Annotated in this window: 20 protein-coding genes and 2 pseudogenes; 13 read left to right on the forward strand and 9 right to left on the reverse strand. The window is 65.1% G+C overall.

Annotated features, from left to right (window positions below; translation table 11 throughout):
* Positions 1–2040: a 4-oxalomesaconate tautomerase gene (locus IPF36_RS19780; protein WP_135707017.1), complete on the forward strand. Its 2040-nt coding sequence runs from the start codon at positions 1–3 to the stop codon at positions 2038–2040.
* A gap of 192 nt (positions 2041–2232) precedes the next feature.
* Here the strand turns inward: IPF36_RS19780 and IPF36_RS19785 are convergent, their stop codons facing one another.
* From IPF36_RS19785 to IPF36_RS19805, 5 genes are all read right to left on the reverse strand, one after another.
* Positions 2233–3744, reverse strand: a complete 1512-nt coding sequence (locus IPF36_RS19785) for an efflux transporter outer membrane subunit (RefSeq protein ID WP_195429711.1) — start codon at positions 3742–3744, stop codon at positions 2233–2235.
* Between the two features lie 14 nt (positions 3745–3758).
* Complete coding sequence (locus tag IPF36_RS19790; protein ID WP_195429713.1) at positions 3759–5861, reverse strand: FUSC family protein; 2103 nt, start codon at positions 5859–5861, stop codon at positions 3759–3761.
* A 28-nt stretch (positions 5862–5889) separates the two neighbouring features.
* Entirely contained in the window at positions 5890–6927 is a 1038-nt protein-coding gene (mdtN, locus tag IPF36_RS19795) for a multidrug transporter subunit MdtN (protein ID WP_195429724.1), read from the reverse strand.
* A 22-nt stretch (positions 6928–6949) separates the two neighbouring features.
* Positions 6950–7276, reverse strand: coding sequence for a YtcA family lipoprotein (locus tag IPF36_RS19800; RefSeq protein WP_243736767.1), 327 nt, complete (start codon positions 7274–7276; stop codon positions 6950–6952).
* A gap of 70 nt (positions 7277–7346) precedes the next feature.
* Positions 7347–7784 (reverse strand): MarR family winged helix-turn-helix transcriptional regulator, encoded by a 438-nt coding sequence (locus IPF36_RS19805; RefSeq protein WP_195429726.1) that lies wholly within the window; start codon positions 7782–7784, stop codon positions 7347–7349.
* A 214-nt stretch (positions 7785–7998) separates the two neighbouring features.
* Here IPF36_RS19805 and IPF36_RS19810 point away from each other — a divergent pair, with 214 nt between their 5' ends.
* Positions 7999–9330, forward strand: coding sequence for a PLP-dependent aminotransferase family protein (locus IPF36_RS19810; protein WP_195429728.1), 1332 nt, complete (start codon positions 7999–8001; stop codon positions 9328–9330).
* A 27-nt stretch (positions 9331–9357) separates the two neighbouring features.
* Here the strand turns inward: IPF36_RS19810 and IPF36_RS19815 are convergent, their stop codons facing one another.
* Positions 9358–10116, reverse strand: coding sequence for a sulfite exporter TauE/SafE family protein (locus IPF36_RS19815; protein ID WP_135707012.1), 759 nt, complete (start codon positions 10114–10116; stop codon positions 9358–9360).
* 447 nt (positions 10117–10563) lie between these two features.
* Between IPF36_RS19815 and IPF36_RS19820 the strand changes: the two genes are divergently transcribed.
* Complete coding sequence (locus tag IPF36_RS19820) at positions 10564–11340, forward strand: enoyl-CoA hydratase (protein WP_135707011.1); 777 nt, start codon at positions 10564–10566, stop codon at positions 11338–11340.
* A 27-nt stretch (positions 11341–11367) separates the two neighbouring features.
* Here the strand turns inward: IPF36_RS19820 and IPF36_RS19825 are convergent, their stop codons facing one another.
* Both IPF36_RS19825 and IPF36_RS34395 read right to left on the reverse strand, forming a co-directional pair.
* The gene (locus IPF36_RS19825) at positions 11368–11802 is read right to left on the reverse strand and encodes a MarR family winged helix-turn-helix transcriptional regulator (RefSeq protein ID WP_133093001.1); all 435 of its coding nucleotides are present in this window, start codon (positions 11800–11802) and stop codon (positions 11368–11370) included.
* Between the two features lie 234 nt (positions 11803–12036).
* Positions 12037–12174 (reverse strand): annotated as a pseudogene (locus IPF36_RS34395) (glucose dehydrogenase); the annotation flags it as partial.
* A 118-nt stretch (positions 12175–12292) separates the two neighbouring features.
* On the opposite strand from IPF36_RS34395, the pseudogene IPF36_RS19830 reads away from it, so the two are divergent.
* Positions 12293–12769: pseudogene (locus tag IPF36_RS19830) on the forward strand (substrate binding domain-containing protein); the annotation flags it as partial.
* A 67-nt stretch (positions 12770–12836) separates the two neighbouring features.
* Here the strand turns inward: IPF36_RS19830 and IPF36_RS19835 are convergent.
* A complete protein-coding gene (locus tag IPF36_RS19835) occupies positions 12837–14228 on the reverse strand; it encodes a PLP-dependent aminotransferase family protein (protein ID WP_135707010.1) in 1392 nt (463 codons plus the stop codon).
* Between the two features lie 383 nt (positions 14229–14611).
* On the opposite strand from IPF36_RS19835, the gene IPF36_RS19840 reads away from it, so the two are divergent.
* The 9 genes from IPF36_RS19840 to scpA are packed head-to-tail and all read left to right on the forward strand — an operon-like array spanning position 14612 to position 23348.
* On the forward strand, positions 14612–15094 hold the full coding sequence (locus IPF36_RS19840) for an MSMEG_0572/Sll0783 family nitrogen starvation response protein (RefSeq protein ID WP_018004190.1): 483 nt from the start codon (positions 14612–14614) through the stop codon (positions 15092–15094).
* A 20-nt stretch (positions 15095–15114) separates the two neighbouring features.
* Positions 15115–16131, forward strand: coding sequence for a Nit6803 family nitrilase (locus IPF36_RS19845; RefSeq protein ID WP_133092863.1), 1017 nt, complete (start codon positions 15115–15117; stop codon positions 16129–16131).
* Entirely contained in the window at positions 16082–17203 is a 1122-nt protein-coding gene (locus tag IPF36_RS19850; RefSeq protein WP_240746050.1) for an MSMEG_0568 family radical SAM protein, read from the forward strand. The genes IPF36_RS19845 and IPF36_RS19850 overlap by 50 nt, the downstream gene beginning before the upstream one ends.
* The gene (locus tag IPF36_RS19855) at positions 17200–17754 is read left to right on the forward strand and encodes an MSMEG_0567/Sll0786 family nitrogen starvation N-acetyltransferase (RefSeq protein ID WP_133092862.1); all 555 of its coding nucleotides are present in this window, start codon (positions 17200–17202) and stop codon (positions 17752–17754) included. The genes IPF36_RS19850 and IPF36_RS19855 overlap by 4 nt, the downstream gene beginning before the upstream one ends.
* A complete protein-coding gene (locus IPF36_RS19860) occupies positions 17751–18767 on the forward strand; it encodes a sll0787 family AIR synthase-like protein (RefSeq protein ID WP_195429730.1) in 1017 nt (338 codons plus the stop codon). Before IPF36_RS19855 ends, IPF36_RS19860 begins: the two co-directional genes overlap by 4 nt.
* Positions 18768–18770: 3 nt before the next feature.
* A complete protein-coding gene (locus IPF36_RS19865) occupies positions 18771–19058 on the forward strand; it encodes an MSMEG_0570 family nitrogen starvation response protein (RefSeq protein WP_133092860.1) in 288 nt (95 codons plus the stop codon).
* 57 nt (positions 19059–19115) lie between these two features.
* Positions 19116–20411, forward strand: a complete 1296-nt coding sequence (locus IPF36_RS19870; RefSeq protein ID WP_218959646.1) for an MSMEG_0569 family flavin-dependent oxidoreductase — start codon at positions 19116–19118, stop codon at positions 20409–20411.
* A gap of 1 nt (position 20412) precedes the next feature.
* Positions 20413–21252 carry a Pnap_2097 family protein gene (locus IPF36_RS19875; RefSeq protein ID WP_133092859.1) on the forward strand — a complete coding sequence of 280 codons (840 nt, stop codon included), beginning with the start codon at positions 20413–20415 and terminating at the stop codon, positions 21250–21252.
* Positions 21249–23348: a methylmalonyl-CoA mutase gene (scpA, locus tag IPF36_RS19880; RefSeq protein ID WP_195429739.1), complete on the forward strand. Its 2100-nt coding sequence runs from the start codon at positions 21249–21251 to the stop codon at positions 23346–23348. The genes IPF36_RS19875 and scpA overlap by 4 nt, the downstream gene beginning before the upstream one ends.
* Positions 23349–23406: the final 58 nt, after the last annotated feature.

The following is a 23406-nucleotide window of genomic DNA, read 5'->3' on the forward strand; positions in this document are numbered from 1 at the left end:
ATGAGCAAGACGATTCCTTGCGTGCTGATGCGAGCCGGCACCTCGCGCGGACCGTTCTTTCTGCGAGAGTGGCTGCCGGAAAGCGTAGAGGCTCGTGACCAGGCGTTGATCGGTGCCATCGGTGCCTCCGACCCGCTTCAACTGGACGGGGTGGGCGGCGGTAGCACGCTGAACAGCAAGGTGGCGATTGTTTCGCGATCCACGCAACCCGGCTGTGACCTTGACTACCTGTTCGTACAGGTAGGAGTGGGCAACTCCTCGGTGGACACCCGGCCGAACTGCGGCAATATGCTTTCCGGAGTCGCCCCCTTTGCGATCGAGCAAGGACTGGTTGCCGCCCAACTCGGCTCAACCCGCGTGCGCGTTCACAACGTCAATACGGGGTCACGAATCGATGTGACGGTCCGCACGCCTGACGGTCGGGTCACCTATGACGGCGACACTCGAATCGATGGCGTTGCGGGGACTGGTTCACCCATCCTGCTCGATTTCGTCGATGCGTGGGGCGCAGTGACCGGAAAGGTCTTTCCGACGGGCAACCGCGTTGATCTGATTGACGGCGTCGAAGTGACTTGTATCGATGCGGCGATGCCATTGATGCTCGTCCGGGCACGCGACCTCGGTGTCAGTGGACGCGAGGCGCCGGCCACGCTCGACAATGACCCGACACTGCTTGCGCGTCTGGAAGCGCTGCGCTTGCAGGCTGGGGAATTGATGGGCCTGGGCGATGTCTCGGACAGCGTTATTCCAAAGCCAGTCCTGGTCAGTCCTGGCGATTCACCGGACAGTATTACGTCGCGCTACTTTACGCCTCGCAAATGTCATGCGTCGCATGCCGTCACCGGCGCCATCGGCGTTGCCAGCGCATTCGCGCTACCGGGGACGGTTGCTAGCCAATTGACCCGATTGCCCGGCCGGCACGCACTTGTCGTCTTGCACCCAGCGGGACGGATCGAAGTGGAGGTGGAATTGGAGGGGGAGGGCGCTGCGGCTACTGTAACAAGAGCGGCCCTCGTTCGAACGGCACGCAAGATCATAGAAGGCCAGCTCCATCTGCCCGATTATGTCTTCTCGCGGCCGGAAGGCAGCCGAGTAAAGCAGGCTTCGTCTCGGCATTCACTGCGGATCATCGTACCTACCCGTGCCGGGGGTGGCAACGATCTTGTGGCGCACCTTATTGGCCCCAGGCTTGGACGACTGCTGGGACATGATGTCATCATCGATAACCGTCCCGGTGCCAACGGCGGCATTGCCTGCGAGTTCGTGGCGCGGGCAGAACCCGATGGTCAGACGCTCTTGCTCGGCTATATTGGAACTCATTCGATGAATCCGGCCCTGCAACCCGTCGGGTACGATCCGGTTTCCTCTTTTTCTCCGGTCGGGCTTATAGGATCGTCACCAATATTGTTGGTGGCGAATCCAATGCAAACGCCGCTTGATCTGGGTACGCTGGTCGCCCACATGAAGCGCGAGCCTGGAAGGTTTCGCTACGCGTCCGCAGGGGACGGTACACCGCCACACTTTGCCGCAGAGCTTTTCCAACTGGCCACTGGTACTTCGATGCGCAGTACTACCTTCGAAGGCGCTGCGCCAGCCATCGCGTCGACCATTGACGGACGGACACAGGTTATGTTCGCCAGCCTGCTGACAGCATATCGGCCAGTGGGTGCCGGTCAGTTGCGAGCCCTGGCAGTCGCCGGACCAAAACGCCTGCCAGTGCTGCCAGAAGTACCGACGCTTGCGGAGTTGGGCGTTAGGGGCATGGAATTGACTCAGTGGTATGGTCTGTTTGCCCCCGCGGGAACCGCTGCCGCGATGGTGGAACAGCTCAATGGCGCCTTGGCCGAAGTCCTACGGGATCCAGAGGTCAAAGCGGGCTTCGAGAGTTACGGCGCAGCCCCCGAGCCGGGCGGTCCTGAACTGCTCGCAAGACGGGTGGAGACTGAACTGGAGCGCTGGCAGCGCATTGTTAAGGTGTCAGGTCTTGCGCCGTCGTCGATCGACGGTGACCCAGTGCAACAGTTTCTGGAGCCTTGCTAAAACCAAACTGCCGCGCAAGGGTGGAGGTTGGCAGCCGATGTGGTGCTTGAAACCGGGCACGCTCGATTGGTGGGTTTCGCCTGCCTGCGAGAGCGGAGATATTGTGGGGAAACAGAGCCAGTTATGGACGGCAGCCAGGCTTTCGCCCGTTCCGCGTGATCGCACTGCACAAGGAAGCGGTCGTGCCGGTTGTCAGTCAGGCTTCGCCTCGCGATCTTTGCCCTCACCCTGCGCAATGTAGCCGCCTCCCAGCACCGTCGACAGCGTGACTGCCGCCTGGAGATGCCGGCTGCGGATCTCGACGGCCTGGCTTTGCTCCATCAGTACTGGCAGCATGGCCTCTCGCGCGGTGGCCTTGTCGAGCAGGCCCTGCCGATATTGGGCGGCGGCGCTGTCGGAGGCAAAGACCGCTGCCTTCAGCTTGCCTGCCTGCAATGTCTGCTGGTGGTCCAGGCTGTCCAGTTCAAGGCCGGCCTGTGCGACTTCACGCACGGCATTCAATACCGACTCGTTGTACTGGGCGATCAGCAGATTGCTCTGGGAGCGCGTCGCAGCGAGGTTGGCATTTAGCCGTCCGCTGTCGAAGATCGGCAGACTCAGTCCTGGGATCAGGTTGACCTGGCGGCTCGCTTTGCGCAGCAGATCGGACATGTGCAGCGAGTCCAGCCCGATGAACGCGCGAATATCGAAGCTCGGATAGAACGCTGCCCTCGCCGCGTCGATCTGATCCATCGACGACTGCACGTACCAGCGCATCGCCTGCAGGTCCGGCCGGCGGGCGAGCAGTTCATAGCCAAGCGAGGCCGGCACGCCAGCGGCGCCGTCCGGCAGCGGCCGTTGCGTGATCGCGGGCAAGCCGTCCGGCCCGGCGCCCGTCAACTGTCGCAGCATTTCATGCAGCGTGCGAATGCGCGTCTGCGCGGAGTCGATCTGCTGGTCGAGTTGGAGACGCTGGGCCTCGGCGCCTGCCACCTGTGTGCGAGCCACCAGGCCGCGCGTGGTGCGGGCCTGGCTGGCCTCCAGCTGTTCCTGCCGGATGTCCCGTGCCTTCACCAGCAGGTCGTGCAGGGCATAGGTGGTCTGGATCTCGTAGTAGACGCGGACCACCTGCGACGACAGCACCAGAGCCGCCTGCGCAGCCTCGGCCTGGCGGGCCCGCGCTACGCCCATCGCGGCATTGACGCGAGACCGGTCTTTGCCCCAGAGGTCGATCGAGTACGTGGCACCCAGGCCGATGGTGCCTTCGGTGTACCACGGACCCGTGGTGCCCAGCGCAGGGTTGGTGTGGGCGAAAGGCCCGAGGAAGCCGTTCTCCGACACGCTCTGGCGGTTGACCGATGCGGACAGTCCGACCAGCAGCCCGGTCGATGCATCGACCAGTTTCGCCTGCGCGCGGCTGGCGTCGACACGCGCCGTGGCCACTGCCATCGTGGGCGAATCCCGCAATGCGCGATCCACCAGCGCATCGAGCTGGTCGTCGTTGCAGGCCTTCCACCATTGCGCGGACGGCCAGTCGGCCTGCGGGAGCTCGGCGTCCTGCGCCATGCGGATCTGTTCGGCGGGGATCTGTGCCGCCGGGGCCGTGTCCTCGCGAATCAGCGCGCAGCCGGCGGTGGCCAGTAGCAGCGAGATGGCTGCCGCGGTCGCGGCAAGCCGTGTGGCGAAATGATGTTGCCTTGAGCGATGCGTTGTGCGGGTGTTCATGGTCCCCTCGTCAGTCAATGGACCGGCGCCGGCGGGCAGCGGTCGAGTTGTGCGATGCGCTCGTCGAGCACGCGCGCGGCCTGCAGGATTTCATCCAGTGATCCAGTCGATGCCGCACCGGCGCCGATGATGTCGGCAGGCAGGGCAGGGATCACGTCGGTTGCATGCCACGCCGGTTCGTCGGGATGTTCGAATTGGCCAGCGATACATTCCAGCCGCACTGCAACGTGCTCGAGCCAGGCCCGGAACGCATCGGCAGTCGCATGCGGCAGGACCGGCCCCGCGCTTTCCACCTGGGCATGGAGCCAGTTGACCGCGAAAAGGATCTCCTGCGTTTGCGCCAGGGCCGTAGTGACTTCGGGCGTAACAGCGTCGTGCGCGTACTGCCAGCCCGGTTCCAGCGCCACGCGTGCCTGCATTTCCTTGTTCTGCGTCAGCAGCGACCAGCCGCGCAGGCGGGCCTTGTCGATGGCATCGCGCCGGGTCCGGCGGTCTGCGGCTTGCCCGGCGCGTGCCACGTCGGCGACGCTGCGCAGCAGCCGCGCCAGCAGGCGCATGAGCGCATCGCCTTCGCGCTCAGGCCAGAGCACGGTCGAGATGGCGATCGACACCCCGACACCGATCAGGATGCCGATCATGCGGTCGCGGATCTCGGTCAGGTCCGTGGTCGGCCCGAAACGGCCAAGCTGCGACAGTGCAAAGGCAAAGACGAACTGGACACCGATGTAGTTGGTGCGCGGCGAGCCGGCGGCGATCCAGGCGCCAATGGCGATCACCGGCAGCGTCACTGCCAGCAGCCCCGTGATGGTATCGAGGTGCGGCATGATGAAGACGGCCGCCGCCAGGGCCACGACGCTGCCCAGCGCGCAGCCAACAACGCGCGTCAGTCCTTTGTGCGAGGTCGCGCCGAGGCTTGGCAGCGCAAGGATGAAGCAGGTCAGCATCGAGGTATGGATGCCGGGCCATTGGACCGCGGTATAGAACACATAGCAAAGCACGGCCCCCAGCACGGTCTTCAGCGCGAAGCGGCCATATGCCCCGTTGGTGAAGGCATCGCGGGCAATCCATCCCTCTTTGCTCTGTGGCGCGGCCGCCGGCAGCAATTCGGCTTCGCCGATTGCCTGCAGTGCATGTCCCATTTCGCGCAGCACGGTGTCGAGCGGGCCAGCAACCCGCCGGGTGCCGGCAAGGTGCGGGTCGCAAGTGAATGGCGTGTCATCGGCAAGCGACGTGCGCAACGCCCGGCAGTGCGACTGCAACGCGACGATCTGTTCGGCTTGCTCCGGCGAGAGTGCGGTCAACGGCAGCCTCGACAGGTGCGAGGCTGCGGTATGCAGGCGGTCGATGGCCGCGACGCGCGCAAGGTGATACGCACGGTCGCGCTGCCATGCCTGGTCGCCCTGGACCGCAAAGGCCAGGTGACGATGCAGCAGCAGCACGGCTCGCGCAACGGATTCCGTGCCGAGCGGCCGAGCGGCCGTATGGGTGCGGTGGGCCTCAAGTTGCGCGAGTACGTGATCGATCTGGCGGCGCATCTCCTCGGTCAGCAGGCGGGCAGGGCGGCTCGGCAGGAACAGGAAGTTGACCGTGATTGTCAGCAGGATCGGATACGTGATCGCGATCCATACCCACAGCAGCGCGCGGACCAGCGCCTCGGGACTCATGGACTGGTCGACGAAGCTCTGGAAATAAAAGACGAAGAGCGCGAGCAGGTAACCCATTGCGCCCAGCTTGCTGATGCGCATGAAATACATGCCGCCGAACGCGAGCGCGCAGGCGGCGAGAATTCGCAGCAGCGGATAGTTGATGGTGAATTTCAACAGCAGCAGGCCGGCGACCACCGCGATGGTCGTGCCGATCAGCATGACGATGCCGGACAGCCGGGTCAGCACGGTATTTTCCTGCGCGGTGAAGAACACCATGACCAGCGAGAGCGGCAGGAAAGGCACCTGCAAGGCCATCGATATCACGACGACGAGCGTGGTGCTCAGCAGGAAGCGCCATAACGCCTCCACGCGCCCGGGAAACGGCGCCAACTCGGCGCGAAGCCATGCGGGCATTACTGCCAGTACGGAGGCAAGGACCTCGCGCTGGTGATCGGCTGCTTGCATATTCATGGCATTGCTCGTGATGGGATAGCAGAGATCACGCGTCCGGCGTCAGGATCGCCACGGCCGAGGCGCCGATGCGGAAGACGACCGGGTCGGGCTTTTCCACCAGGATGCGGACCGGGAAGCGCTGGGCCACGCGCACCCAGTTGATCGATCGGGGCACGTGCGGCAGGCCGCCGGCGTCGGCGCCACCATCGTCGGGGAACACTCCGTAGCCAACCGATTCCACCACGCCGCGAAAGCGCTTGTCCGCCTGGCCCAGGACGTAGACCTGCGTCTTCTCGCCGGGCCTGATATTTGCCAGGTCGGATTCGCGGAAATTCGCCACCACATACCAGCGCGTGGTGTTGGCCAGCGTGAATACGGGATGGCCCGCACCGGCGAATTGACCGGCCGAGGTCTTGAGGTTGACCACAATGCCGTCGAACGGTGCGCGCACGGTCGCGTATTCCAGATTGAGTTCGGCCAGCGCGATTTCCGCCCGCACCACGTCGCGCTTGGCGACCAGCGCGTCGACACCGCTGATGCCGGCGGTGGCGCGCTGCGCATCCAGCACGGCGGCATTCAATTGCGCCTGCGCGGAGCGGCGGGCAGTGCGTGCCTGGTCGACCTGTTCAGCGGCCACGTATTCGCTGCCCAGCAGCGGCTCCATGCGTGCCAGCGTGTCCTTGGCCTGCTCGGCGGCCGCACGTGCGCGCTCGACGCTGGCGCTGGCCGAGGCCGCACCGAGCTTCTGCGCGTTGACGGAGCGCTGGGTCAGCTCGATCTCGCGGTCGAGCGCGGTCAGCGTGGCCCGCGCCTTCTCCAGTTGCGCCTCGAACGGGCGCGGGTCGAGCCGGAACAGCACGTCGCCGCGTTTCACGGCCTGGTTGTCCTTGACGGCCAGTTCGACGATACGGCCGCTGACCTCCGGCGCCACGTTGATGGTGTCCGCATAGGCGTAGGCATCGTCGGTGCGCGGCGCGGTATCAAGCCGCCAGACGACCACGATCGTCAGCGCGATAGCCGCCAGGGTCAGCAATATCGCCAGGGCACGGCCATGGCGGACTCGGTTTGCAGTGTCTTCAGGCATGGCCTTGCTCCGTACGCTTGAATCAGTTCTGGAAGAAAATCAGCCACCCGGTCAGCGCAAGGACCACCGTCAGCGCGCCGTAGGCCAGGGGCAGGAAGGGGGTGCCGGAAGGCAGCACGCGCCCCGTCGCACGCAAGATCGCGTGGAGCACTGCCGTGCCGGCGATGGCGCCCACGATGCAGAACAGCCAGTCAGGGAAGTACGCGCCCAGCACGCCGATCGACGGCGCGGTGGCGCAACCGCCCAGCATCGCGCATACCAAAGACACCCCGACGAGGGTGAGCGTCGCGCTGCATTGCCGGGCGTGTGGAGCGTTGCGTGATTCCTTGGGGATCAGGTGGGTTTTCATCGGCGTTCACATCGTTGGATGCCATGTGCGATGGCTAACTATTGCCTAGGCAATATATTGATCAAAAAAATTATTCCTGGGCCAGCATGCGTTCGAGCATCGACTCGAGCAGGGCCAGCTCGCTTGCGCTGTAGCCGCCGAAATAGCGGTCGATGACGGTCGTCGACGCCGCCAGCAGCTCGGGAAATGTCGCTCTTCCTGGCTCGGTCAGCTCCAGCTTGTTGGCTCGGCGGCTGTCTGGGTGCGGCACGCGGCACACCAGTCGCTTTTGCTCGAGCCGGTCGATCATGCGGGTCATGGCTCCCGGCGTATAGGACAATTCCTTGCAGAGCTGCGCCGCGGTATCCGCGCGGTCGTACCACAGCGCGGCCAGAATCACATATTGGGCGGCGGTGACCCCGAACGGCTCCAGTTCCTTGTCCAATGCCACTACGAGCCGGCTCTCGCTTCGGTGGAGCAAGCGTCCGACGTGCGCGCGCTGCTCGTAGGAGGTGATGTCCTTCTTCATGGTGGGGGGCGGTCATGATTGGCATTGGTCTGGATAGTACATTGCCTAGGCAATATGTGAGCGTGCAGTTCTGGCAATGGTGCATTTCGATATCCGTCATGGTTGCGCGCCGTCACTCTGTCCGGCGTGTCCCCCAGGGTTGCCTGACCCGTTGCGTTGCGCCGCATCGGCGTAGTGCCGATAATTGGGGCCGCGACAATGGTGATGAAGAACAATGCCCCGACTCCGTTACAAGGAAGTAGTGGACCGGTTCGCCGACGATATACGCGAAGGCAGGCTAAGTCCCGGGACCAGGCTGCCGACGCATCGCGACCTGGCGGCTGGAGAGGGTCTGGCTCTGGTGACGGCCACGCGGGTCTACGCGGAGCTTCACGCGATGGGACTGGTGAGCGGGGAAGCGGGCCGCGGCACCTTCGTCAAGGAGGTGCTTCCCGCCGGACAAGGCGTCGACCTGCCTGCCTGGAGCGCAGACACGGTGGATCTCAGCTTCAACAATCCGTCGATGCCCGGCCAGACCGATCTGCTGCGCGCCGCCTTGCGCAGGCTGGCCGGGGCAGGCGATCTGGAGGCGCTGCTTCGATACCATCCTCATGGCGGACGGGAACACGAACGGGCGATCATGGCCCGCCACCTTGGCAGCCGGGGCGTGCCAGCGACAGCAGCGACCACGGTATTGGTGAGCGGCGCGCAGCACGGGCTGACCGCCGCGGCCATGGCGCTGCTGGATCCCGGCGACGTGGTAGCCGTCGATGCACTGACTTATCCGGGATTCAAGCTCGCGGCTGACGCATGCCGGCTCGAACTCGTGCCGATTCCCGCCACGGCACGCGGGCCGGACCTCGATGCGCTCGCAGGCATATGCCGCCGCCGGCGGGTACGGGCCGTTTATACGATGCCGACGCTTCATAACCCGCTCGGATGGGTGATGAGTATGCGACGCCGCGCTGAACTGGTCGCGATCGCACGCCAGCACGGGCTGACCCTGATCGAAGACGGCGCCTATGCATTTCTGGCAGAGGGCGCTCCGCCGCCTCTGGCTGCATTGGCGCCGGAAGCGACGGTTTATGTGTCTGGCCTGTCAAAAAGTGTTGCTACCGGACTTCGCGTCGGAATGGTATGCGCGCCGCGAGAATGGATTCCGAAGCTGGAACGCACCATCCGGGCCACGACGTGGACAACGCCCGCTGTCATGACAGGGATTGCCTGCGGCTGGCTCGAGGATGGCACCGTGGCAAGACTTGAGGCCGAGAAACGGAGGGACGCCAATCTGCGACAGCGCGTAGTTGGCGATGTGCTCGGACATCTGAAGCCCGTTCGTCACGCCTACTCTTACTTCGTCTGGCTGCCAATGCCCAAAAACGTTCGCGCGGATGCCGTCGCCAAGGCATTGCTGCGGGAGCGCATCTCCGTGTCGACCGCGCATCCTTTCGCGGCATCGAAGCCTGTGCCTCATGCCATCCGCCTGGCACTTGCCTCGGTGCCGCTCGAAGCGCTGAGGCAATCTCTGGAGATCGTCGACAAGGTCGTGGCGGACCAGGGAGACTGAACACAGTTATCCCGACGCTACGCATTGTCAATGAAGGTAACCCGACGCACCGTCCCACAGCAGCTTCAGCGCCGTCAGCACGAGCAAGCCATAGCAGGCACGGTACATCTGCCGCTGGTCCAGCTTGTCGTGCAGGCGCCACCCCAGCCAGACGCCTGAAGGAATGGCGAGAAGGGAGATCGCCATCAACGTCCATACCGCGCCGGCTGGGCTGGCGAGCATCAGCCATGGTGCCGCCTTCATGATGTTGCCGACCGTGAAGAACATGCTGGTGGTCCCGGCATAGACCTGCTTGCTCAGGCCAAGCGGCAGCAGGTATATCGCCAGCGGTGGCCCGCCCGAGTGCGCGACCATGGTGGTGATGCCCGATGTCACGCCGGCGGCCACGGCCTTGGGCGATGAGCGCGGCCGCACCACGACTTCTCCGCCGCGCAAGAACCACAGGCCCACGAACAGCAACGTGACTGCCGCCATCATGATGGCGATAGCCCGGTGGTCCAGCACCCTGAACAGCATGTACCCGACCCCGATGCCGACCACCAGGCCGGGCACCAGCAAGAGCAGGTCGGGCCTGGACCATGTGGACGGCTTCCAGTAGCGCAGGCTGAACAGATCCATCGCGACGAACAGTGGCGCGAGCAGGCCGCCGGCAGTCACGGGATCCATTACGAGTGACAGCAGGGGAATGCCAACGATGGCAAAGCCGCCCCCGAAGGCCCCTTTCATGAAGCAGATCAGGAAGACGCCGGCAAAAGTGACGAGGATGGTAGTGGTGTTCAGTTCCATTTGGCCACCCCTTCGGTCGAGCGGCGGGCAGAGTGGCCGTGCCGGGGCGTATCGCCCGTGATTCCTGCGGCTTGTGTGGAATATGTATGCATTGCAGACCCAGTCATGTTTCCGAACGCTCTCGGCTGCCCTCGGGCAGCGACCTGCTGCGCTTGAGTGCATCGGTGGAGAGACAGGGCTATCGTAGTCCACCGGATCAATACAATATAAATATTGTCATGCATACAGCTTCCCCGGAAGCTGCCTGCGACACGCTAGTCATCAAGGCGAGCGGTGCTTTCCAGGGCGGGCTGGCTCAAGACTTTGCCGGGGACGATGAGATCTTGATGGTCGTCCAGCGCAGCACATTCTTGGTTGATTGCTTCGCACGCGAAATAAATATATACTTCGCATGCGAAGCACACGGATGCCTGCGGCGTCCATCCTCATCCCACCTGGAAATCGACCATGACCGCGGAAATTCATACCGACCTGAGCGACGGCATTCTGACCATTACGCTTGCCCGGCCTGACAAGAAGAATGCCCTGACCAACGAGATGTACGGCGTGCTGGCCGACACGATCGAGGCGGCGCAACTGGACCCCAGCATCCGCGTTGTGCTGTTGCAGGGCGATGGAGACAGTTTCACGGCCGGCAATGATGTTGGGGAATTTGCTGCAATCGCGGCCGGGAAGGGGCCAGCGAAACGACACGTGCATCGCTTTCTGCACGCGCTGGCGAATGCGACGAAACCCGTAGTTGCCGCGGTCAACGGCAAGGCGGTCGGCGTCGGCACCACCATGTTGCTCCATTGTGACTACATCGTGCTCGCGGAGGATGCGCAACTCATCACGCCTTTCGTCAACCTCGCCCTCGTTCCCGAGGCGGCGTCGAGTTATCTGCTGCCCTTGCGCATCGGACATGCCCGGGCCTTCGAGATGTTCGCGCTGGGCGAGCCGCTCGATGCGAAGAACGCCGTTGCATGGGGCATTGCCAACAAAGTGTGCGCCAATGATCAGCTGCGGGCAGAAGCGCAGCGGATGGCCAGCCGGATTGCCGAAAAGCCGGCTGGCTCGCTGAACGCAATGAAGAAGCTGATGCGCGACGCGCAAAGGCTGGTCGCGCAGATGGCGAGCGAAAGCGCTCAGTTCGAGGAGCGGCTCGGCAGCGCTGAAGCAAGGGAAGCCTTCTCGGCCTTTGCCGAGAAGCGCAAGCCGGACTTCACCCGACTCGACCGGAAGTAAGCGGGAGAACGGCCCTGCGGTCCAGGGCTATGCTTCGCCGTTGTCAGTGGCCGGGAACTTTGTCTGCAGGCTCGTCAGCCACCGTGCGACGATGTCTATCTCGGCCTCGGTGAAGCCTTTGGTCAGTTTGGCGTTCAATGCCTTCATGCTGACTTTCGAATGCTGGCGCGCGGCGCGTCCGGCTTCGGTCAACCAAAGCCGCGACACGCGGCGATCAGACTCATCCGGCCGGCGCTCGATCAGCCCTGCCCTTTCGGTCCGGTCGGCAAGACCACTCATTCCCGGTGCCCCAAGATCCAGGGCCGCAGCGGCCTCGCTCATCAGCGCGCCGTCGTTGCCTCCCAGGAAGAACAGTAGCCCTGACTGGGCTGCGGTCACGCCGCCGCCGGCCACGCGCGCTTGCGACCATCGCTGCAGGCGCCGCTGGCCAACATTCAACAGATAGACAAGGCGATGTTCCATACCGTGATCCACCAGGACTTCGAGATTAGTTCGTACGCGAATATACCACGCTCTCGCAAGCCAACTGACTGTCTTGCTCACTGTGCTCCGCGCGCTCATCTGGGAAGCAGCACTCGCAAGGCCGAGCCTCTCCCGCAACCTCGGGACTGCAAAATCGATGAAGGCCCGGAGCTTGAGCGGAATCTGGCCCTGGCCCGCGTACATCAGGTGGACCGGCACGGGTTGCGGTTCGAAGGCCTCAAGCAGCCTCACGAGCGTGCCGGATTTCAGCGCCGCATAAGCCGCCACCCCGGGGAAGGCAACGGTATAGCCGGCGAACGTCGACGTAAAGATCACCGAGCCGCCGCCATGTTTGAGCATCTGCGAGATCTTCGCGGAGCGCGCCACGCGCATCCTGAACGAGGTTGAGGCAGCAGTCACCGACGTGGCAGAGCGGCGCGGCAGTCTGGCCGGGACGCTGCGCATTTCCGCGCCAGTCACATTCGGCCGTATGCACCTGGGGCCGGCACTCTATCCCTTCGTGGCGCAGCACCCGGAATTGGAACTGATGCTCGATCTCGATGACCGCCGTGTCGACGCCGCCACCGACAGTTACGACGCCGTCGTTCGCCACGGACCGCTGGAGAGTTCACGGCTGGTGGCATGGCAATTAGCGCCCAGCCGTCGCCTGCTGGTGGCGTCACCCGGCTATCTCGCGCAAATGGGCATCCCGGCCACCCTGGAGGAGCTGAAGCAGCACCGCGGCATCTACTATGCCAATCGCGGCGCCGCCGACTGGCGCCTGCAAGGCTCCAGCGGCATCGAGATCGTCCATGCCCACATCGCGCTGCGCGTCAACAACGGCGACATGATGCGTGACGCCGCCGAAGCCGGCGTAGGTATCGCGCTGCTGCCTACCTTTATCGTTGGCGAGGCCATCCGGCGCGGCGCGCTGGCAGTGATCGAGATCGGCTTGCAGGCGGAGCAGGAAGCCATCTACATTGCCCATCCTGAAGGGCGGCGCGTGTCGGCGCGGTTGCGCGCCATAGCCTGGACTACAGCATGGCCGAATGCAGATGGTGCGGATCATCAAGCGTATCCGCGACGATCTGCAGCGACTCCTCGATTTCGTCCCGGTCGCCGGGTCCGCCAAGGCAAAGCCGGATCGCATCGGGCGGGTTGCCATCCGTCGAGAAGGCCGCGCTCGACACGGCGCCAATACCGCGTGAACGCAGGTGCAAAGCCAGTTCAGACGGGCGCCAGGCATTGCCGGCGCCCAGATGCAGCCAGAAGTGGAAACCGTCCGGATCGGCGGCGTACGTGCGGCCGGCCAGCACGCGCGTGGCAATGGCCTGGCGTGCGGCATTTTCCTGCCGGACTGCGGCAAGCATCTCATCGGCTGTGCCGTCCTTGATCCAGGTCGTGGCCAGCAAATTGGTAAACGGGCTGGCCATCACGGTGGTGGCGCGCAACGTGCCTGCCAGGCGCTGGCTTTGCCTGGCTGAGGGCGCATGGACGAACGCTGTGCGCAAGCCGGCGCCGAAGCATTTCGACAGGCCGGTCATGTAGTAGGTCAGTTCCGGGGCAAGCGCTGCAAAGGTGTCCGGGGTGCGCCGGGGCAGCATGCCATAGGCATCGTCCTCGATGATCGGCACGTTATAGCGTAGCGCGATATCGGCGAGGATCTCGCGGCGTCCCTGGGGCATCGTGCGCGTGCTCGGGTTCTGGATGGTGGGGTTGCAATAGAGCGCTGCGGGCTTGTGCGCCTTGCAGAAGTTCTCGAAGGCGCTGCCGATCATTCCATCCTCGTCGCCTGGCAGTGCCTGCAGCTGGACCCCGAGTTGCGCAGCAATGGCCTTGATCCCAGGATAGGCCAGTGCCTCAACGCATAGCGTCTGTCCGCCGCGCGCCAGTTGTGACAGCAGGGCAACCAGCGCGCTGTGGATGCCCGGGCAGATGAGCAGCGTTTCACTGGCTGCCGTCGGTACGAGCCGCCGCAGCCAGCCCGTCACGGCCGCACGGTCGGCCGGCGTGCCGCCGAAATCCTGGTAGCGCAGCAGCGTGTACGGATCCGTCCCGGCGAGCAGTGCCGCCGACGATTCACGCAGCCGCGTTGCCAGCGTGGGTGGCTCCGGCGGCATGTTCATCGTCATTTCGGCGCTGGTGCCGGCGCGCAGCGGCACAGCCGGCGCACGGCCGCGCACATAGGTGCCGCTGCCGGCCTTGGCATCGATCAGCCCGCGCTTGCGCGCCTCGCCATAGGCACGCGCGACGGTGGTGTAGTTCAGGTCCAGCGCCTCGGCCAGGTCGCGCAAGCCGGGTAGCCGGTCGCGAGCCTGCAGGCGCCCGTCGGCAAGCGCCTCCTCGATCAGGTCGGGAATGGTCAGGTAGGCGGGCTTGGGGCTGTCTGCAATGCGCTTTGCCCAATGACTGGTCAGGCCGGACAAGATTCTCTCCAAACGGGGCTGCGCCATCGCGGCGCCGCGCAAATGAATGCATGGTGCGTGCCAGTTTGATTGCATCTGAATGGCTGCATGATGGTGCACAGGCCAGCTGGCCGCACCATCTGAATGCGCTGTGCAGCGGCGCGCGACGCGATTCTGGTGCAACTGTCAGGCGCTCTTCGCGTTGCGATAAAGGCATGTGGGTCATGCGATCAATGATGCGATCGATCGCGTGGCGGCTGGATGATCGGCCATTGATCGGAGGGGTGAATCCGCTTGATGGCATATCGGTTGCAAAACCCGGACGTCGGCGGCAGCGCCGGCCCGGTGTGGCAAATGGCGCCGCACCGGCTTATCCGAACCGCAAACCACCACTGGAGCACAGCATGCCCGCAGTCAACAAACCTGCCCATCAGGATGGCGATTTCCTGGTCGATTTCGAAGAGAAGGTATTCGAGGACGTCAAGGCAGAACCCGGAGAGAAGGCGCTGGTGACCTTCCATACCGTGGCCTTCGAGGGATCGATCGGTTTCGTCAACTTGCTGCAGGCCACGCGGCTGCAGCGCAAGGGGTTTGACACCAGCATCCTGCTGTACGGCCCGGGCGTGACCCTTGGCCTGCAGCGCGGCTTTCCGCGCCTGGGCGATGAAGCCTTTGCCGGCCACCTGAATTTCAACAAGCAACTGCGCAAGTTCATGGACGAGGGCGGCAAGGTCTATGCCTGCCGTTTCGCGCTGCAGGCCCTCTATGGCCATGGCGAAGCGTCGCTCATCGAGGGCATCCGCCCGATCAATCCGCTTGACGTGCTGGACCTGAAGCTGCTCCACCGCAAGGAGAACGCACTGATCATCGACACCTGGACCGTCTGATCCAGCGCAGGGGTATCGCCATGTCACAGAAACGCATTGTCCGCGCCGCGGCGGTCCAGATCTCGCCGGACCTGGAAAGCGGGGAGGGAACCCTGGCCAAGGTGCTCGAAGCCATCGACAAGGCCGCGCGCGAGGGCGTGCAGCTGATCGTCTTCCCGGAGACGTTCGTGCCGTACTACCCGTACTTCTCGTTCGTGCGCCCGCCGGTGCAATCCGGAAGCGATCATCTGCGCCTGTACGAGCAGGCCGTGACGATACCCGGCCCCGTGACGCTGGCCGTCGCCGAACAGGCGCGGCAGCATGGCATGGTGGTCGTGCTCGGCGTCAACGAGCGCGACCACGGCAGCCTGTACAACACGCAGCTGATCTTCGACACGGAGGGGCGGCTTGCCGTCAAGCGGCGCAAGCTGACGCCGACCTTCCATGAACGCATGATCTGGGGGCAGGGCGATGCGGCAGGCCTCAAGGTGGCGCAGACCGCCATCGGCCGGGTCGGCGCGCTTGCGTGCTGGGAGCACTACAACCCGCTCGCGCGCTACGCGCTGATGACCCAGCATGAAGAGATCCATTGCAGCCAGTTTCCCGGCTCGCTGGTCGGACCCATCTTTGCCGACCAGATCGAGGCAACGATCCGCCATCACGCGCTGGAAGCCGGCTGCTTCGTGGTCAATGCGACAGGGTGGCTGACAGACGAGCAGGTCGCCTCCGTGACGACCGATCCCGCGCTGCAGAAGGCGCTGCGCGGTGGCTGCAACACGGCGATCATCTCGCCGGAGGGGCAGCACCTCGCGCCGCCGCTGCGCGAAGGCGAAGGGATGGTGATCGCTGACCTCGACATGGGTCTCATCACCAAGCGCAAGCGCATGATGGACTCGGTGGGCCACTATGCGCGCCCCGAACTGCTCAGCCTCGCCATCAACGACCGGCCGGCGGCCACGGTGTCGGCCATGGGCGAATTTCCTCTTCCCACTTATCGGAGCCCCGATCATGCAAGCCAGCGAGACGATGTCGGCCTCGAGCCGGCAGTTGATGACTGAGCTGCAGTCCGTAGGACTGCGGCTGGAAGATCCGAGCGCGGGCGCCGCCAGCCGACGCGGCGGCGCGGGGCCATCCGACCACAAGGCGGTGACCATCGATGGCGTGACCATCATGGTGCCCGTGCATACCAGCACCGCGTGGAACTCGCCCTTCGTCGCCTCGGCGCCGGATGGCAGCGGGCGAAGCGCACTGAAGCGGGGCGCCATTCCGATCGCCGACATCAGCTTCCCGAAAGCGCCCCGCTTCTACGGCCTGCAGACGCTGGACGGCATTCCGTACGCGCAGATCGCGACGCTGCATGGCGCCGATGTGCTGGCCACGACCGTGCTGCAGACCTGCATCCGCTACGAGAGCCGGCGTAAGACCTGCAAGTTCTGCGCGATCGGGCAGTCGCTGGCGGCCGGCCGCACCATCGCCAGGAAGACCCCGGAGCAGCTTGCCGAGGTCGCGCGCGCGGCAGTGCTGCTCGATCATGTCAAGCACATGGTGCTCACGACCGGCACGCCGCCGACACCCGATCGCGGCGCCGGCATCCTCTGCGACAGTGCGTTTGCGATCCGGGCGGCGGTCGACCTGCCGATCCAGGGGCAGTGCGAACCGCCGGATGACGACCGCTGGTTTGCGCGCATGCGCGCCGCGGGGATCGACAGCCTCGGCATGCACCTCGAGGTGGTCACGCCTGCCGTGCGCGAACGGATCATGCCCGGCAAGGCATCCGTGCCGCTATCGCGCTATATGGACGCGTTCGCGGCGGCCGTAGGCGTGTTCGGGCGCGGACAGGTGAGTACCTATATCCTCGCCGGACTTGGTGACACGGCCGAGTCCATTCTCGCCATCTCGCGCCGGCTGGTGGACATGGGCGTGTATCCCTTCGTGGTGCCGTTCGTGCCGATCTCCGGAACCCCGCTGGAAGACCACCCCGCGCCGACGCCGGCGTTCATGCGCGAAATCCTGGCGCCGCTGGGCGCAATGGTAGCGGCGGCCGGCATGCGCTCGGCCGACATCAAGGCCGGCTGCGGCAAGTGCGGGGCGTGCTCGTCGCTGTCCGCGTACGAAGGGGTGCCGTCATGAGCCGCGATCTTTGCATCGAGGTCCCGGCGATCCCGGTGTACCGGATCCGCTGGGCGGATACGCGCCGTGAAAAGGATGCGGCCTATGCACTGCGCCGCGCCGTGTTCTGTGAAGAGCAGCAGCTCTTTGCCGGTGACGACCGTGATGCCATCGACGACGTGGCGCAGTTGCTGGTGGCGCTCAGGGCCGATCCGGACCTGCCGGGCGAGCCAGGCGAGGTCGTCGGCACCGTGCGTATCCACGAAAGCGAGCCCGGCGTCTGGTATGGCTCGCGCCTGGCGGTGGCGGCGCCGTACCGCCGGCAGGGGCGCATCGGCGCGACCCTGATCCGCCTGGCCGTGAGCAGCGCCAACGCGCTTGGCTGCCGGCGCTTCCTGGCCCATGTACAGAGCCAGAATGTGCCGCTGTTCCGCCGTCTGCACTGGACCACGCTGCAGGAGGAAGTGCTGCTGGGCCGGTCCCATCACCTGATGGAGGCAGACCTGAATCACTATCCGCCTTGCCACACGCCTCTGTCCGGACTGGTCATCGAGGAGAGGAGGGCAACATGAGCGCGGCGGAACTGGCGAAGGTTTTGCGGGCTGGCCGCGGCTTCGGCCACAAGACCGATATCGCGGGCATGCTGTCGGTGTTCAGGCATGCGCTGCCAGCCGGGCATGGCGCGGAAGACCGAGGCATCGCACTGGGGGATGACTGTGCCGCGATTCCGGACGGTGACGGACACCTGCTGTTCGCGATCGAAGGCATGGTCGGCGAATTCCTGCGCACCATGCCCTGGTTCGCTGGCTATAGCGCAGTGATGGTGAACGTCAGTGACATCTATGCAATGGGCGGCCGGCCGCTGGCGGTGGTCGATGCGATCTGGAGCGATGGCATCGACGGCGCGGCCGAAGTCATCCGGGGCATGGCTGCCGCATCGGCCGCCTATGGCGTGCCGGTCGTCGGCGGGCATAGCAATGCCAGGAGTGATGGCGCGCAACTGGCCGTCGCCATTCTGGGCCGGGCGCGCCGGCTGCTGTCGAGCTTCGCGGCGCGTGCCGGCCAGCACCTGCTGATGGCCGTGGACCTGCGGGGTGCCTTTGAGGAACCTTATCCCTACTGGAACGCGTCCACTGGCGCGTCAGCCGAACGGCTGCGCGCCGATCTGGAGATCCTTCCCGCGCTGGCCGAGGCCGGATTGTGCGCGGCCGCCAAGGACATCAGCATGGCGGGCATCGCGGGCACGGCATTGATGTTGATGGAGTGCTCGCGCGTCGGCGGACGGATCGACCTCGACGCCGTGCCAATGCCACCAGATGTGCCGTTGCTCCGTTGGCTGAGCGCTTTCCCAAGCTATGGGTTTCTGCTCGCCGTGGACGAAGGCCATGTTGCGGAAGTCACGGCGCGTTTCGAGGCGCGCGACATCGCGTGCGCGTCCATCGGCCAATTCGACGGCACCACGCGCGTGTCGATCGCCCACGGGGGCGAGTCGGCCTTGCTGTGGGACTTTGCCAGGGCCGCCTTCATCCTGCCTGAACAGGCAGCGGGTTTCGAAGAGCCGGAACCCGTCACGCCGGGAGCGTAAGCCATGCCTGTTACCCATTTCCGGATCCGCTGGCCGGATCAGAGCGAAGCGGTTTGCTATTCGCCGTCATCGGTGGTGACGGCGCATCTCGACGCGGGCCGCACCTATCCGCTCGCGGAGTTTGTCAGCCTGACCCGCGCGGCCCTGGCCGAGGCGTCGGAGCGCGTGCGCATGAAATATGGCTACGCGTGCTCGTCCGCCATGGACCAGTTGCAGGCCATCGAAGAGGTCGCCGCAAGATTCCACGACCAGCCGGATGCCACCGTGCAGGTGATCGGCTTCGGTCATTAGCCAGCATTGACGGCTGCCACCGTGGCCGAACCCTAATCGCATCAAGGAAACCCCGCCATGACACGCAACAGCATCGATACCCCCATTAAAACTCCCATTAACGCGGAACCCCGTCATCTCCCGGTGATCGTGGTAGGGGGCGGCCAGGCCGGCCTGTCCGTCAGCTACTACCTGAAGCAGGCCGGGATCGAACACCTGGTGCTGGAAAAGCACACGCTCACCCATACCTGGCGCACACAGCGCTGGGACGCCTTCTGCCTGGTCACGCCGAACTGGCAATGTGCACTGCCGGGTCATCCATACCGCGGAGAGGATCCGCACGGCTTCATGAGGAAGGATGAGATCATCGCGTACCTGGACGGGTTCATCCAGTCCGTCGCGGCACCGGTGCTCGAGCATACCGCGGTGCTGAGCGTCAAGCCGAGGCCGCAGGGCGGGTACCTCGTCACGACCAGCCGCGGCGTCTTCAGCGCCGACCAGGTGGTCGTCGCTTCCGGCGGCTACCACACGCCGATCGTGCCGCGCATGGCCGAGCGCCTGCCTGCTTCGATCCGCCAGATCCAGTCGGCCGACTACCGGAACCCGCAAGACCTGCCGGAAGGCGCTGTGCTGGTAGTGGGGTCCGGGCAGTCGGGCGCCCAGATTGCCGAAGACCTGCATCTGGCCGGCCGCGAGGTCGTTCTGGCGGTCGGGGAAGCGCCCCGCTGCGCGCGCTTCTATCGCGGCCGCGACGTGGTCGACTGGCTCGCCGACATGAAGTACTACGACCTGCCTGTCACCGAGCATCCGCTGCGCGAAGGCGTGCGCGACAACACCAACCACTATGTGACCGGCCGCGATGGCGGCCGCGATATTGACCTGCGCAAGTTTGCCACCGAAGGCATGCAGTTGTACGGCGTGCTGGAGGACTACCGCGACGGGCAGCTGCATTTTGCCCCGGACCTGCGCCAAAGCCTTGACGATGCCGATGCGACCTACAATCGCATCAACGCAAGCATCGACAAGTTTATTGCCGAGCGCGGCATCGACGCGCCCCCGGCGAGTATCTATGCGCCGGTATGGACGCCAGAGGCGGAACGCACCACACTCGATCCCCGTGCGGCGGGGATCAGCACCATCATCTGGAGCATCGGGTTCCGACCCGACTTCAGCTGGCTGGAGGTCCCGGTCTTCAACGGCCGTGGCTATCCGGGCCACGAGCGTGGCGTGACTGCGCATGCCGGCCTGTATTTCGTTGGCCTGCCGTGGCTGCACACGTGGGGGTCGGGGCGCTTCTCGGGCGTCGCGCGCGATGCCGAGTACCTGGCCCGGCTGATCGCCGCATACGGGCCCGGCGCCGCACTGGCAGCGTGAAATGGAGACCGTCCGCTCGCATCATATCGCCGGTATGCCGCAACTGGCCTACACCGGCCTGTCGGAAAACTGGTTGCTGAAGACCTGCGGCGACCTGCACTGGCGCCAGTTGGCCGCGGGCTGCGGCCTGGCAGTACCGGACTTTCGTGACGGCGAGGGCAATCCTGTCTATGCCGCCTTCACCGCCGTACGCGTACGCGATGCAGCGCTGGAGAGGATCGGCGAGCACGGCACCTTCACGCTGGACTCGGGCGGGTTGCCGGCAGGCGGCGTGAAGCGCCTCAGCCAGCATGCCGTGGCGTCGCTGGACGGCACGCGCTGCGCGACCGTCACCATGCTGTCGACCTTTATCCGGCGCACGCGCGAGCGGGACAATCGCTCGGTCGTACGCGCGATGCCGTCCGTGGCAACTGGCTGGAACAACGCGGCAACCACGAGCGAGGCGGCGGCGCTATCACAGCTCGCACGGCTCTTTCGCAGTGGGGATTGGGGTACGCATCTCGGGTTGCGCCAGCAGCAGGATGGCGTCAACCATGTCGTCGACTTCCTGCCATGTCCCTACAACGACTTCAACGGCGCCGACCTGATGTACTTCGCCAGCTTCCAGGCGATGGTGGACCGCGCGGAGTGGCAATGGCGCAGCCATGCGGAACCGCCAACCTTGGCCGCGCGGGACCTGTTCTTCCATGGCAACGTCAATGTCGGCGAGGCACTGGAGCTGACCTTCGCGGCCCTGCGCGAAGACGAGTCGGGACTGGCGCACTGGTGCGAGGTCCGGCGCGCTGCGGATGGTGAAAAGATCGCGGATATCGTGACCCGCAAGCGCTGGAGGCAGCGATGAGCCAGGAGTGGAATGAGCTGCGCTTCGGCGTGGACCTGAAACCCGTCTACGGTGAGGAGGATGTTGTCGGCCTGAGCCACCTCGGCGGCATGCCTGGCGAGGCGCCATTCGTACGCGGGCCTTACCCGACCATGTACCGGCAACGCCCGTGGACCATCCGGCAGTACGCCGGGTATGGTGACGCCGCGACGTCGAACCTGGCGTATCGCGAGGCCCTGAGGCAAGGGGCGCAGGGCCTGTCGGTTGCGTTCGACCTGCCAACCCATCGCGGCTACGATTCGGACGATCCGGAGGTGGCGGCCGACGTCGGCATGGCTGGGGTGGCGATCGACTCGGTCGACGACATGCGGCGCCTGTTTGACGGCATACCGCTGGATCGGGTTTCCGTGTCGATGACCATGAGCGGTGCGGTACTGCCCGTTCTGGCGGCATTCCTGGTCGTGGCCGAGGAAGCGGGAATTCCCTTCGAACGGTTGCGTGGCACCATCCAGAACGACATCCTCAAGGAGTTCATGGTCCGCAATACCTGGATCCATGCCCCGGAGCCGTCGCTGCGCATTGCGGCGGATGTGGTCGAATGGCTCGCCAGGCACGCGCCGAAATTCCACGGCATGTCGATTTCCGGCTACCACTTCCAGGAAGCCGGGGCGGATCCGGCGCTGGAACTTGCCCTGACCTTGGCCAACGCGCGGACCTATGTCGATGCGCTGCGCGCCCGGGGTCTCGATGTCGATGCCTTCTGCGGTGGGCTGAGCTTCTTCTTCGGCGTCGGCAAACAGTTCTACAAGGAGATTGCCAAGCTGCGCGCCGCCCGGCTCTTGTGGCACGACATCGTCCGTGCACGAGGCGGCACCACTGCCCAGGCCGCGGCGATGCGCATGCACTGCCAGACATCGGGCTGGACGTTGGCGGCGCAGGCACCGCACAATAATATTGCCCGCACCACGATCGAGGGCATGGCCGCAATCTTTGGCGGCACGCAGTCGCTGCACACAAACGGCTTTGACGAGGCTCTGGCGCTGCCCAGCGTCGAAGCCTCGCGTATCGCGCGTGACACGCAGTTGATCCTGCAGCACGAATTCAGTCTTTGCGACGTGGCGGATCCGTGGGCCGGTTCCTACCTGATCGAGTCATTGACGGGGCGCATGGCCGATACCGTCCGCTCGATCCTCGCAGAGATCGATGCGCATGGGGGCGTGCTCAAGGCGCTGGAATCAGGCTGGGTGCAGCACCGCATTCACCGCAATGCCCTGCGGACACAGGCGCGGATCGATGCGGGAGAGGAGGTCGTGGTGGGGGTCAATCGTTTCCAGGCCGACGAAGAAGCACTACCAGCGTGCCTGGAGATCGACGGAGGCCGCGTTCGCGCAGAGCAGGCAACTCGACTGGCGGCATTGCGGGCAAGGCGGGACGAGCACACAGTCAAACAGGCGCTGGGCGCACTGGCGGAAGCTGCGCGACGGGGCGGCAGGAACTTGCTGGACTGCGCCATTGACGCCATGCGCTGCCGGGCGACGGTCGGCGAATGCACGCGCGCCTTGCTTGATGTCTGGCCGCGCTACGCAGCGCAACCGGGCTACGACAAGGCGCACTACGGCGCTACCCGCGCAGGGAGTCCGAACTGGGCGGCGGCTTGCGACCGGGTCAGGCAGCTGAGCGCGATACTTGGACGCGCGCCGCGAATCCTGGTGGCAAAGCTCGGGCAGGATGGGCACGATCGCGGCGCGAAGGCTGTCGCCGCCGCCCTGAGCGATGCCGGGTTCCTGGTCCGGCTTACGCCATTGTTCCAGTCGGCCGAGGCCATTGCGGCGCAAGCGTGCGATGGCGACTTCGATGCCATCGGCATCTCGACGCTCGGCGGTGCACATCTTGCCCAGGTTTCCATGTTGTTCAAGGCCCTTCGCCAGCGCGGGGATACTGTGCCGGTGTTTGTTGGCGGGATTATTCCGGCGCCGCACAGGCACACCTTGCAGCTGGCAGGCGTCCGTGGCATCTATGGTCCAGGGACGCCACTGGAGCGAATCGTCACAGAGATCGTGATGGTGCTGACCGCGCAACACGATAGACAGCGTGCGGTCGCAGCGGAGCACCGGTGACCACAGCGGCTTACTGAGCAGGCCGGAAGCTGTGCCGGCAGGCAACGAGCGGTGAACT

This window comes from Cupriavidus sp. IK-TO18, from assembly GCF_015549295.1.
Classification (GTDB): domain Bacteria; phylum Pseudomonadota; class Gammaproteobacteria; order Burkholderiales; family Burkholderiaceae; genus Cupriavidus; species Cupriavidus oxalaticus_A.